Source organism: Geovibrio thiophilus (assembly GCF_004087915.1).
In the GTDB taxonomy this organism is placed as follows: domain Bacteria; phylum Chrysiogenota; class Deferribacteres; order Deferribacterales; family Geovibrionaceae; genus Geovibrio; species Geovibrio thiophilus.
In genome coordinates this window covers 2,276,628-2,289,606 of sequence record NZ_CP035108.1, presented here as the reverse complement: position 1 = coordinate 2,289,606, position 12,979 = coordinate 2,276,628, and the positions used below count along the sequence as shown (strand labels likewise).

The window sequence follows — 12,979 nt, the reverse complement described above, 5'->3', positions numbered from 1 at the left end:
GGCCGGTCCGAGAAAAGGATAAAGAGAATAACATGAGTTTGGATGGAGAGTTTGATCCTGGCTCAGAACGAACGCTGGCGGCGTGCTTAACACATGCAAGTCTAGGGGAATTCGCTTTCGGGCGATAGTACACTGGCGAACGGGTGAGTAACGCGTGAGGAACCTACCCTGAAGATTGGGACAACACAGAGAAATTTGTGCTAATACCGGATAAGCCCACGTACTTAGTTGTGTGTGGGAAAAGACGGGGTAACCTGTCGCTTTGGGATGGCCTCGCGTGCCATTAGCTAGTTGGTAGGGTAATGGCCTACCAAGGCTACGATGGCTAGGCGGCCTGAGAGGGTGGCCGCCCACACTGGAACTGAGACACGGTCCAGACTCCTACGGGAGGCAGCAGTGGGGAATTTTGCGCAATGACCGAAAGGTTGACGCAGCAACGCCGCGTGTATGATGAAGGCTTTCGGGTCGTAAAGTACTTTCAGTGGGGAAGAATGGCATGAGGAGTAACTGCCTTGTGATTGACGGTACCCACAGAAGCAGCCCCGGCTAACTCCGTGCCAGCAGCCGCGGTAATACGGAGGGGGCAAGCGTTGTTCGGAGTCACTGGGCGTAAAGAGCTCGTAGGCGGCGATGTAAGTCGGGAGTTAAAGGCAACAGCTCAACTGTTGTAGGGCTTCTGAAACTACATTGCTAGAGTACCAGAGAGGTATGCGGAATTCCCTGTGTAGCGGTGAAATGCGTAGATATAGGGAGGAACACCGGTTGCGAAGGCGGCATACTGGCTGGTAACTGACGCTGAGGAGCGAAAGCGTGGGTAGCAAACAGGATTAGATACCCTGGTAGTCCACGCTGTAAACGATGGATGCTAGGTGTTGGATGTAACCACATTCAGTGCCGAAGCTAACGCATTAAGCATCCCGCCTGGGGAGTACGGTCGCAAGACTGAAACTCAAAGGAATTGACGGGGGCCCGCACAAGCGGTGGAGCACGTGGTTTAATTCGATGCTAACCGCAGAACCTTACCCGGGTTTGACATCTTCAAAATACGATAGAGATATTGTAGTGCTTACTTTCAGTAAGAATTGAATGACAGGTGCTGCATGGCTGTCGTCAGCTCGTGCCGTGAGGTGTTGGGTTAAGTCCCGCAACGAGCGCAACCCCTGCTTTTAGTTGCCATCGGGTCAAGCCGGGCACTCTAGAGGAACAGCCGTCGACAAGGCGGAGGAAGGTGGGGACGACGTCAAGTCATCATGGCCCTTATGTCCGGGGCTACACACGTGCTACAATGGCGTATACAGAGGGCAGCGAGACAGTGATGTTAAGCGAATCCCAGAAAGTACGCCTCAGTTCAGATTGTAGTCTGCAACTCGACTACATGAAGTCGGAATCGCTAGTAATCGCAGGTCAGCAAAACTGCGGTGAATACGTTCCCGGGCCTTGTACACACCGCCCGTCACACCACGGGAGTCGACCGTACCTGAAGCCGGTGGCCTAACCTTTTAGGAGGGAGCCGTCTATGGTATAGTTGGTAACTGGGGTGAAGTCGTAACAAGGTAGCCGTACCGGAAGGTGTGGCTGGATCACCTCCTTTTTAAGGAAAGAATCAAAAAAATCCTAAAACCCTCTCCATTGGGTATTAGGTTTCTAAGATAACTATCTCGGACCGGCCTTAATTATTTATATAAGGCGTAAGTAGGCCTGCTAACTGAAAGGTGCTTGAAGAGACTTTGCCGAAGTACTTCAGGACACAGGATGTGTCCCGTGGAGCGCGCACCGCAGCGAATGCGAGGAGCGCAAGCGAAACGAGAGCAGCAAGGAGCTTTGCTCCGCAGGCTGCGAGTGAGAAAAAAGTTCATGAAGAACCTTTTTTCGAGCATCTTTTAGTTAGTAGGGGCCTATAGCTCAGACGGTTAGAGCGCACGCCTGATAAGCGTGAGGTCGGTGGTTCGAGTCCACCTAGGCCCATGTTATTAAGGTTTAAAGCTAATGCTGGCTTAGAGAGTTGGTATTAGTTGTAAGTCTTACCCGGGGGTGTAGCTCAGCTGGGAGAGCACCGCCCTTGCAAGGCGGGGGTCAGGAGTTCGATCCTCCTCACCTCCATTTAACAATCCAAAATTTACCATCCATGGAAATTTTGGATACATGCTCGCGGATTGCGAAGCAATCCTTCGCTACACACGGTGAGTTTCCTTTTTTGGAAACTTTAGTTAAGCCGAGTCTGTTAAGTTAGATGGCGATGGGTAGGTGATGTTGTTTGAAAGTTGTTTAGTAAGGTTATGAAGTTAATTCATAGTCTCATTGAGTAACTTGGAAACGGGTTATAGGGTACACGATGTACCCCACGGAGCGCGCACGGTAGCGAATGCGAGGAGCGCAGGCGAAGTGAGAGCAGAAAGGAGCTTTGCTCCGCATGCTGCGAGTGAGTAAAAAGTTCAGGACGAATTTTTTAGGAACTATAGTGTTTGAAAATTGAATAGGCTGTAAGAGATAAGGGAAGCTCGAGTAGACGATGCATAATTAAAAAAGTTAAGCTACTAAGGGCAAATGGTGGATGCCTAGGCGATGACCGGCGAAGAAGGACGTGGCAAGCTGCGATAAGCTGCGCGGAGCCGCTAACAGGCTTTGAGGCGCAGATTTCCGAATGGGGAAACCCTATATACCCTTTATGAGGGAGCGAACTCAGGGAAGTGAAACATCTCAGTACCTGAAGGAAGAGAAAGTAATAACGATTCCGTAAGTAGCGGTGAGCGAAACCGGAAGAGCCTAAACCAAGCTTTCGGGCTTGGGGTTGTGGGGCCTGCAATATGTACGCATGAATCTAGCAGAACAGTCTGGAAAGGCTGACCAGAGAAGGTGAGAGTCCGGTATGCGAAAGTGAATTGCGGCTAGCGGTGTCCCCGAGTACCACGGAGAATGAGAAGCTTTGTGGGAATCTGGGAGGACCATCTCCTAAGGCTAAATACGAGTCATCGACCGATAGTGAACCAGTACCGTGAGGGAAAGGTGAAAAGAACCCTTGTTAAGGGAGTGAAATAGAACCTGAAACCATTTGCCTACAAGCCGTCAAAGCATCTAATGATGTAATGTCGTGCCTTTTGCATAATGAGCCTGCGAGTTACCGTATGCAGCAAGGTTAAGCAGTTATGCGCAGCCGTAGGGAAACCGAGTCTTAATAGGGCGCAAGTTGCGTGCGGTAGACCCGAAGCCAGACGATCTATCCATGGGCAGGGTGAAGTAACCGTAATAGGTTATGGAGGCCCGAACCGGTAAACGTTGAAAAGTTTTCGGATGACCTGTGGATAGGGGTGAAAGGCCAATCAAGTTTGGTGATAGCTGGTTCTCCTCGAAATGCATTTAGGTGCAGCCTCATGCGTTAGTTGTTGGGGGTAGAGCACTGTTTTGGCTAGGGGGCATACCGCTTACCGAACCTTGACAAACTCCGAATACCAGCAACCCAGAGCATGGGAGTGAGACAGTGGGTGAGAAGGTCCATTGTCGAGAGGGTAAGAGCCCAGACCGCCGGCTAAGGTCCCGGAGTGTATGCTAAGTGGTAAAGGATGTGAAGATACTGAAACAGCCAGGAGGTTGGCTTAGAAGCAGCCATCCTTTAAAGAAAGCGTAACAGCTCACTGGTCTAGTGTTTTTGCGCCGAAGATATAGCGGGGCTAAGCATACCACCGAAGCCGCGGACTCGTATTTTATACGAGTGGTAGAGGAGCATTCTGCACAGCTTTGAAGGTAATGCGGCAAGCATTGCTGGAGCGTGTTGAAGAGATAATGCAGGCATTAGTAGCGATAAAAAGGGTGAGAAACCCTTTCGCCGAAAACCTAAGGTTTCCACCGGCAGGGTAATCCGCGGTGGGTCAGTCGGCCCCTAAGGCGAGGGAGAAATCCGTAGTCGATGGGAAACAGGTCAACATTCCTGTACCTGTATATGTGCGTTTGACGATGTGGTGACGGAGAAGGTTAGGCAGTCCGGGTGTTGGACGTCCCGGTTTAAGGTAGTAGGGAGTTCCGGTAGGCAAATCCGCTGGAATAATTCTGAGAACTGATGACGAGTCTTCGTAATGAAGATGAAGCTGTTGATACCATGCTTCCGAGAAAAACCTCTAAGGAGTACATAACAGACCGTACCGCAAACCGACACAGGTAGGTAGGGAGAGAATCCCAAGGCGTTCGAGATAACTCCAGTTAAGGAACTCGGCAAAATGCCACCGTAACTTAGGGATAAGGTGGGCTCCGAGTAATTGAAAGGACTAGCTCCTGTAGGTGAAAGGAGTTGCAGATGAGAGGCCCAGGCGACTGTTTATCAAAAACACAGCACTCTGCTAACTGGCAACAGGATGTATAGGGTGTGACGCCTGCCCGGTGCTGGAAGGTTAATAGGAGATGTCAGCGCAAGCGAAGCATTGAATTGAAGCCCCAGTAAACGGCGGCCGTAACTATAACGGTCCTAAGGTAGCGAAATTCCTTGTCGGGTAAGTTCCGACCTGCACGAATGGCGTAACGATCTGGGCGCTGTCTCAACTGGAATCTCGGCGAAGTTGCATTAGCGGTGAAAATGCCGTTTACCCGCAGCAGGACGGAAAGACCCCGTGCACCTTTACTACAGCTTGGCAATGATATTTGGTATTAAATGTGTAGGATAGGTGGGAGACTATGAGACGTGGACGCTAGTTTGCGTGGAGTCGCCCTTGAAATACCACCCTTTTGGTGCTGAATATCTAACCTGGACGGTGTGTAGCCGTAGGGACATTGTCTGGCGGGTAGTTTGACTGGGGCGGTCGCCTCCGAAAGAGTAACAGAGGCGCGCGAAGGTACCCTCAGGTTGGTCGGAAACCAACTGTCGAGCGTAAAAGTATAAGGGTGCTTGACTGCGAGACCTACAAGTCGAGCAGGTGCGAAAGCAGGCTTTAGTGATCCGGTGGTTCCGCATGGAAGGGCCATCGCTCAACGGATAAAAGGTACGCCGGGGATAACAGGCTGATCTCCCCCAAGAGTTCACATCGACGGGGAGGTTTGGCACCTCGATGTCGGCTCATCACATCCTGGGGCTGAAGTAGGTCCCAAGGGTACGGCTGTTCGCCGTTTAAAGTGGTACGCGAGCTGGGTTCAGAACGTCGTGAGACAGTTCGGTCCTTATCCGCTGCGGGCGCAGGAGATTTGATGGGATCTGACCCTAGTACGAGAGGACCGGGTTGGACAGACCTCTGGTGCGTGGATTGTTCCGCCAGGAGCATGGTCCAGTAGCCAAGTCTGGACTAGATAACCGCTGAAAGCATCTAAGCGGGAAACTAACCTAAAGATAAGATCTCCCCTGAGCGCACTTGAAGACTACAAGATTGATAGGCTGGGTGTGTAAGCACTGTGAGGTGTTGAGCTAACCAGTACTAATCGCGCGATGGGCTTAGCGCAGCATGTCGAAAGAGTTTCCCTTATATCTTACAGCCTATTTATGAAGATGTTTTACATGAGAGAATATGTTTAAGGTTTCTCTGGTGGTCTTAGCGGAGGGGTTACACCTGTACCCATTCCGAACACAGAAGTTAAGTCCTCCAGCGCCGATGATACTTAGCTAAGAGAGAGCTTGGGAGAGTAGGTCACTGCCAGAGATTAAAAATATGAAAGCCCGATGTCGAAAGATGTCGGGCTTTCCTGCGTTTAAGGGACAAATACAGTGACCTGCTCTCCCGCACACAGGAAGTGTGTGCTTTAGAAGCGTAGGCACATTCACTGTGCCTTAAGCGTGTGAGTAAACCGGACAGGACGTAGCGGTTTACTCCGTTAAGTCAGACGTAGGTCACTGCCAGAGATTAAAAATATGAAAGCCCGATGTCGAAAGATGTCGGGCTTTCCTGCGTTTAAGGGACAAATACAGTGACCTGCTCTCCCCCGCACACAGGAAGTGTGTGCTTTAGAAGCGTAGGCACATTCACTGTGCCTTAAGCGTGTGAGTAAACCGGACAGGATGTGCAGTTTGGTGTTATGAAGAGAGAGATTGCTTCACCCTTTGAGGGTTCGCAATGACAGCAGTTTATGTCACTGCGAGGAGCGAAGCGATGCGGCAGTCTCTAAATATACCGACGTAAACAGTTCCAAGGAAGGAACTCGCCGTTGCGGAAATGACAGTCTGGAGACGGCATGCAAAATGCCGTCCCAGCTTGTCAATACAGTTGATATGTTTATTTTTCTTCTTTTGCGATTGTCAAACCGGCAATACGGCCGAAAACTATAGGTCGTGCCAGACCGATAAGATCCATAGCGCCCGCACTCTCTCCGGCGGCATACAGACCGGGGATAGGCTTGCGGTTCCAGTCAAGCACCCGTGCTTTAGGGTTGATAGTTACTCCGCCAAGAGTATTGTGCTTTTGGATACCCCATTTAATGGCATGGAAAGGCGGTTTAATAATTTGTGCCGTTATTTCCTGCTTACCGAAATCTTCATCTTTTCCTTTTGCAACCAGCTCGTTGTAGCGTTTAACAGAGGCAGCCAGATTCGCGCCGGGAACCTTTATGGCAGACGCCAGCTCTTCCAGAGTATTGCCCTTACCGTACATGAAGGTTTCAACATTCTCACCGGGTTTAAACTCAAGTTTTTGCTTCATACGTGATGTTTCGTCCATAATAATCCACACAACGGGACCATCTTTATCCGTGGTTTGTGTGGCGCAGATCTGTGCAAAATAGAATGGTTTTGACCCTCCTACCCATGCGGGGTTGTCTTCACCAATCTCTTCATTCATAAAGCGGTTTCCTTCTGCATTGACGTAGATACTTTCGCTGTCGAGAAAGCCATCTTCAAACCCGCTGATTCCGAATGGTGCCCCTGAGCGGTGCCAGAGCGAACCCGGGTGACGGTGCCAGCCGTGCCAGTCACTTCCGCGATCAGTAGACAGCGATGCGCCAATCGCAATTGCAGCCTCAATGCCTTTTCCGTCATTCTTTACATAGGGCTCGCCGGTGATGTGGGGATACCTTGTAAGCCAAGGTAAAAAGAGCTGCTTGAGGTTGTCGTTGCCGTTCCAGCTGCCTGTGCCGAGAAATACGGCTTTCTTGCCTTTCATATATATTGTTTTGCCGTTGTAAGTAGCTTCTATACCCACAACACGCCCGCCATTATCCTCACGGATGATTTTGGTCATTTTGCAGCTAAGCATGAACTCAACACCGCCTTCTTCCGCTTTATCGTAGAGAGGCCATATAATACCTGCTCCTCCGGATGTCAAATCACCGGGTTTGCCGTTGTCGCGATCTACAAGAGTCTGAGCAGTGGTTGTAAAGTAACGGGAGCCACGGTAAACCTGAGACATTTTGCTGACGTTGGCTTTGATAAATGCGCAGCCCATCTTATCCAGCCAGTTCCATGTATCCAGACTGTTATCTGCAAAAGCACGCGCCATGCCCTCGCCGTCTTCAGCGCCGGAGATCTTACGCCACATGCCCATTGTTACCTTCCGGTTGTCAACAGTATCAACTTTCATGGTGGCATCCGTACGCAGATTCGGAACAGTACGATCTTCATAGATAATGTCTGCTGTTTCAACATATCCGAGATCCTTTTGCATACGCGTTCCGCCGCCAATACCCAGATTGCCGCCCGAAAGAATACCTTTGCCTCCTATCTTGTTATTTGCGTCGATAGCAATAACAGATGCACCGCTTTCAGCCGCAGCCGCCGCGCAGCTCAGCCCGGCAGGACCGGTGCCGATTACAATAACATCCGCCTCGTAATCCCACTTTTTCACCGATACCGAACCCGTTGTCGCAAGCGATGTTGACGCACCGCCGACAGCCAGTATCGCAGCGCCGACGGTCAAACCGGACACCTTCATAAAATCCCTCTTGGTTAACATTTTACTTCCAAGACCGCCTTTCTTTTCAGCCATGATTATCTCCTTTACAATTTCTGTAAAAATAAAACCTATCAGGTCTATTTCTCTTTTAAATTCGTTTAGTTGTGGCAAGTACCGCATTTATATACACCGGCGTGGTGACAGGTGCGACATGCCTCGTTTGCAGCTTCCGCAAGATTTGTTTCTGTATGCATCCGGTGACAGGAGGTGCATGTAACCAGATTATGCTGCTTGCTCTTGTTGATCTCTGTTCTTACAATATGCGGATTGACAATAGTTCCCTCAGAGTCTTGAACTAAAACCGTATCTTTTGTGCGCTCGCTTAGGTCTTCCCACCCGCCATGGCAGGCAATACAATTCTCCTCACCCATTTTGGTTCTTTTAAGGCGCTTCAGCTTTGAGGTATCAGTGGACATTTTTCTGTGCGCAACAGCAAGCCTATCTTCCTGTGAATGGCAAGATGTACAGCTTTCTTCACTGTGAGCGTAAATCAGGCATTTTTCATTTGTCAATGTATCCGCCTCATGAGTGTGGCATAGCGCGCAATCCGTATCCATGCTCCATTCAGCAGGTATGCCACTCTTTGATACGGCAACATCGCATACCGTCAGGATAAAAATCAAAACCAAAGGCACTATGCTTTTTTTCAAACTCAGCATAACTAACTCCTAATTAGAAATATTTCTGATAAATATAAAGCAAGTTTATTGCCAAATAGAAAGAGCATTATCTATCAGTTGTTTATAATTCAAGAGCGATCGTTTCTATGCATTATGCACTGCAATATGCATAGACAATGCAAATTGCATGTTAGCTTTTTGTGTGTTATAAATGCTTATGAAATATTTAATTATCTTAATTTTTATTCTATTTTCCGCTCCGGTATACGCACAGGAAAGCTGTAATATTATTTACGGACTGAGATCTGATCCGTATAAACCCTATGAATGGATTGATGAACAGGGCAAGCCTCACGGCATGAATGTGGATCTTCTTAAACAAATGTCCAAAAAAGCCGGCTGTACATACAGCATCATCACAGGAGAACGGGATGAACTGCTTGATAAATTGAAGAACAATGAGATCACAATGATGAGCATGTCACCGATACCGCAATCCGATCAGTTTGCCGCATATATAGAGCAGTCAGTTGTAATATACCGCTATGCGGTGAACAGGATAGCTGATCCTCCCATAGACGATATGGAAGACTGGCGAGACAAAAATGTCCTTTTTATGAAAGGAAGCTATACAGACAGCTATCTCCAGCAACACAAGGATGGATATAATCTGGAGCTTACGGGGTATCAAAACCATGAGGATATGGTGAAGGATTTTCTGGCGGGGAAAGGAGATTTTTTTGTGGCTAGTCTCCCGTCCATACTGAGCCTGCCAAGGCAGTATGAGATAAAGATCTGCGGTTACCCCATGATGCCCACGATATACGGCTTTGCCATAAATAAAACCAATACCGCCCTATACGCCAGACTGAACAATGCCATGGAGGATCTGAAAGCATCCGGAGACTACTTTGAAATAATGAAAAAGTGGTCGCGTTCGCAGGATACGCCTTTGTGGCATAAATATATCATACCAATCGTATTGACTGTTATGCTGATGATCATCCTTATTCTTTTATGGAACAAATCCCTCCATATGCGTGTACAGCAGAAAACAGCGTCTCTGAACACTCTGACAGGGTTACTGCAAATGCTTCTGGATGTCTTGCCTGAACAAATCTATCTGATTAATGTGAAAGGTCTGCCTGTATGGTCAAACGCCGCGTCCTCCAGTTCAGATTTTTCCATTGAGCTTATAAGAAATGAGATTGAACAGGCAATAGCGACAAACAAATCGTTTGAAACAAAACGCTTTCTCGACAATACCGAAACATGGGAGGTATCCGGCATTATTCTGGAAAAAGGCGAGGATCCGCTGTTGATTATTGCGTCCAACATCACAGAAAAGGTGCGCCAGCGCGATGAATTGCTCGTCATTGACAGAATGACCGCCCTTGGCAATATGGCGGCAAACATTGCACATGAGATCAATAATCCCGCGAGTATTATCATGCACAATATCGATTTTTTGCAAAAGCTTTCAAATGATATACATATATATGCGGACACGCCTGAATCAGCAAAACGCTTTGCCGGGCTTAACTGGATTGATGCGCGTCAGGAAGAGATCTCCGCACATACAATCATTACAGAAAATATACGGCGTATCATAAACACTGTTAACGATCTCAAAACATTCAGCAAAAAACGCGATGACGCCTATGCTCTGGTGGATTTAAAACTTATCCTTAATAATTCCGTTCGCTTTATAAGCTATTTCGTCAAAAGTTTCACCAAAAATTTCACCTGCCGAATTGATGAACCGGTTGCTCTCATTAAAGGGCACTCCCAACATATAGAGCAGATCATAATCAACCTTATTCAGAACGCATGCTACGCACTTACAGATAATTCACAGGCGATAACATGCAGTCTGAGTGAATCTGAAGACGGCAAGTATGTCGTATTTTACATAGAAGACGAAGGCTGCGGCATGAGCCCCGCAGTAAAAAAGAAAGCATTTGAAGCATTTTACACTACCCGCAAAAACGGCACGGGGTTGGGGTTATCAATCGTCGCGAGCATTGTTAAAGAGCACCGTGGGCACTATGCCATAGATTCTGTTGAAGGGGAAGGCACGTGTATCAGGATATTTTTCCCCAAGGAGACATTATGACATCAATCCTTCTGATAGATGACGAAAGGGATTGGCTTGTCTCTTTCAGGCGGACGCTTTTGCAGTATGACGTGACTTCATCTGAAAAGATCCGCACGGCTCAAAACGAGGATGAAGTTTTTAACATTTTAAAGCAGGCGGATACGGATCTTGTTTTTCTGGATTTAATGCTTGGTGATATATCCGGAAAAGATGTACTGCACAGGATCAAACAGAAATATCCCCGACTGCCTGTTATCATAATGACAGGGGTAAACGATATTCATATGGCGCTGGATTGCGGGAAACTGGGCGCCATGGATTATATGGTAAAAACATCCCTTATAGAAGAACTGATAAGTAATATTAAACGCATTATTAAAATACATCAGCTTGAAAGAGAAAATAACGCGCTGAAAGACGGACTGTTTTCTATGGATGAAGAATTTCTGGTATTTAAGGATTTCATCACTAAGAGCAGCCGCATACATTCGGTATTCAAATATCTGACTGCCTTAGCCGTAAGTCCATACCCAATCCTGATCACCGGCGAAAGCGGCGTTGGGAAAGGCGTGCTTGCCAAAGCCACCGCAGAGCTTTCCCGCCCCGGCAGACCTTTTGTATCTATAAATGTAAGCGGTCTTGATGCGCACGCCTTTTCAGACACCCTGTTCGGGCATAAAAAAGGCGCCTTTACCGGGGCTGATTCAAGCCGTATGGGAGCCATACAGCAGGCAGATGACGGAACACTGTTTCTTGATGAAATTGGTGATCTTCCGAATGCGCTTCAGCTAAAACTCCTGTATCTCGCACAGGATGGGGAATATCAGCAGCTTGGATCGGATGTGGCAGGTAAATCTCGCGCAAGACTGATTTTTGCCACAAATCAAAATCTGGAAAACAAATGCAGAGCCGGAGAGTTTCGGCAGGATCTCTACTACAGATTGAATACCCACTTTGTGCACATACCGCCGCTCAGGGAAAGACCGGAGGACATCGCCGTTTTATTTCACCACTTCATCAATCAAGCATCTAAAGAGTTTCAAAGAAGTGTCCCTGAAATAACTCAGGATGCCCTTAACTTAATAAACGCCTATTCTTTTCCCGGAAACACCCGCCAATTACGGGCGATCTGCTTTGATCTGCTCGCACGGGCTCAAAATAAAATTCAGGCAAAAGATCTGCGGAATTATCTGACATCCAATGAAGCCAAAACTGATTTTAATGAAAAGCAGCTGCCAAAAGTTGACGAAGTCATAGATAAGCTTATCAGTGATGCCATGAAACTTGCAGGCAATAACCAAACCAAAGCCGCCGCAATGATTGGAATATCCCAGTCAACTTTAAGCAGACGCTTAAGGAAGTAACTTTTAAAAAAAACTGAATTATCAACAAAGTATACGGCAGAAACTGAGGCGGGGACTGGCGGATCGGATAAATTTCCACGACACCGAAAGACCGCATTCTTCTCTGTTTCAGTCTAAAAACTGTACAGAGGATGTGGATCTCCTCTGTTCTACAGTTAATCTGTCTATTGACGATGCCTGATATTTATTAAGCCGATGATAGTGATAATTATTGATTAGTCATGCCTTGCAATTTGCCCCTTTGCAGGTATATCCTAGTATATGTGTATGAACAGCACACAAATCACTAGGAGGCTATTATGTCAAAAAAGTCTGACATGACACGCAGAAATTTTTTGAAGGCAACGGGCGTTGCAGCAGGCGCTGCGGCTCTGAGCGGGAGCATACTGAGTGTTACAACTGCTGAAACCCATGCTGCTGAAATGAAGCATTCGGCTCAACTACCCTCCGAAAACACAAGAATTTCGCCGAAGGGCAAGATGTTTTTCACTAATGAACTGGAATTTGCCACTCTGTCCGAAGCTTCCGAAAGGATTTTTCCAAAGGATGAGAACGGACCCGGAGCCAAGGAACTGGGCGTTCCCTTTTTCATCGATAACCAGCTTGCCGGAGCCTACGGATACAACGCTCGTGAATACATGTCGGGACCCTTCTTTAAAGGGGCTCCAACACAGGGCTACCAGACACCTCTTCCCAAACGTGATATTTTTTCTAAAGGGTTGAGTGCTCTTAACAGCTATTCGCAGATGACATTCCAAAAGAATTTCCCTGAACTTAAAGATGCTGACAAAGACGTGATTCTCAAAATGTGCGAATCCGGCGCTATTCCTACAGAAGGCTTTACCTCAGCGTACTTTTTTTCTCTCCTGCGGGGGGCTGTGCTGGCGGGCGTGTATGCTGATCCTATCTACAGCGGCAACAGCAATATGAACGGCTGGCGAATGAAGCAGTATCCGGGCGCTCAGATGAGCTATTTCGACATCATAAAAAGCAGGAATTTTGAGAAGATTGAACCCGTTTCCCTTGCGGATATGTATTAAGAGC

General features: G+C 47.7%; 5 protein-coding genes, 2 tRNA genes and 3 rRNA genes. 8 read left to right on the top strand and 2 right to left on the bottom strand.

The genetic code is table 11. The annotated features are described in order from the left end of the window. The first annotated feature begins 39 nt into the window (after positions 1 to 39). From EP073_RS10620 to rrf, 5 genes are all read left to right on the top strand, one after another. Positions 40 to 1,591: ribosomal RNA gene (locus EP073_RS10620) — 16S ribosomal RNA — on the top strand. 300 nt (positions 1,592 to 1,891) lie between these two features. Beyond that, positions 1,892 to 1,965: transfer RNA gene (locus EP073_RS10615), tRNA-Ile, on the top strand. A 62-nt stretch (positions 1,966 to 2,027) separates the two neighbouring features. Continuing rightward, a tRNA-Ala gene (locus EP073_RS10610) sits at positions 2,028 to 2,100 on the top strand. A gap of 424 nt (positions 2,101 to 2,524) precedes the next feature. Further along, positions 2,525 to 5,415, top strand: a 23S ribosomal RNA gene (locus EP073_RS10605). Between the two features lie 79 nt (positions 5,416 to 5,494). After that, positions 5,495 to 5,612: ribosomal RNA gene (rrf, locus tag EP073_RS10600) — 5S ribosomal RNA — on the top strand. Together the 16S, 23S and 5S rRNA genes with 2 tRNA genes alongside form the textbook arrangement of a ribosomal RNA operon. A gap of 570 nt (positions 5,613 to 6,182) precedes the next feature. Here the strand turns inward: rrf and EP073_RS10595 are convergent. Then, on the bottom strand, positions 6,183 to 7,973 hold the full coding sequence (locus EP073_RS10595) for an FAD-dependent oxidoreductase (protein ID WP_241653993.1): 1,791 nt from the start codon (positions 7,971 to 7,973) through the stop codon (positions 6,183 to 6,185). Beyond that, positions 7,952 to 8,512 (bottom strand): cytochrome c3 family protein, encoded by a 561-nt coding sequence (locus tag EP073_RS10590; protein ID WP_128467123.1) that lies wholly within the window; start codon positions 8,510 to 8,512, stop codon positions 7,952 to 7,954. The genes EP073_RS10595 and EP073_RS10590 overlap by 22 nt, the downstream gene beginning before the upstream one ends. A gap of 178 nt (positions 8,513 to 8,690) precedes the next feature. Between EP073_RS10590 and EP073_RS10585 the strand changes: the two genes are divergently transcribed. From EP073_RS10585 to EP073_RS10575, 3 genes are all read left to right on the top strand, one after another. Further along, a complete protein-coding gene (locus EP073_RS10585) occupies positions 8,691 to 10,589 on the top strand; it encodes an ATP-binding protein (RefSeq protein ID WP_164885342.1) in 1,899 nt (632 codons plus the stop codon). Next, entirely contained in the window at positions 10,586 to 11,935 is a 1,350-nt protein-coding gene (locus EP073_RS10580) for a sigma-54-dependent transcriptional regulator (RefSeq protein WP_128467121.1), read from the top strand. The genes EP073_RS10585 and EP073_RS10580 overlap by 4 nt, the downstream gene beginning before the upstream one ends. 299 nt (positions 11,936 to 12,234) lie before the next feature. Beyond that, positions 12,235 to 12,975, top strand: a complete 741-nt coding sequence (locus tag EP073_RS10575) for a gluconate 2-dehydrogenase subunit 3 family protein (protein ID WP_128467120.1) — start codon at positions 12,235 to 12,237, stop codon at positions 12,973 to 12,975. Positions 12,976 to 12,979 lie beyond the last annotated feature (4 nt).

What these genes read in the sequence shown, in the direction of transcription:
- EP073_RS10585 (WP_164885342.1), top strand. Translation starts at nt 8,691, where the DNA reads ATGAAATATTTAATTATCTTAATTTTTATTCTATTTTCCGCTCCGGTA.
- EP073_RS10580 (WP_128467121.1), top strand. Translation starts at nt 10,586, where the DNA reads ATGACATCAATCCTTCTGATAGATGACGAAAGGGATTGGCTTGTCTCT.
- EP073_RS10595 (WP_241653993.1), bottom strand. Translation starts at nt 7,973, where the DNA reads ATGCGGTACTTGCCACAACTAAACGAATTTAAAAGAGAAATAGACCTG.
- EP073_RS10575 (WP_128467120.1), top strand. Translation starts at nt 12,235, where the DNA reads ATGTCAAAAAAGTCTGACATGACACGCAGAAATTTTTTGAAGGCAACG.
- EP073_RS10590 (WP_128467123.1), bottom strand. Translation starts at nt 8,512, where the DNA reads ATGCTGAGTTTGAAAAAAAGCATAGTGCCTTTGGTTTTGATTTTTATC.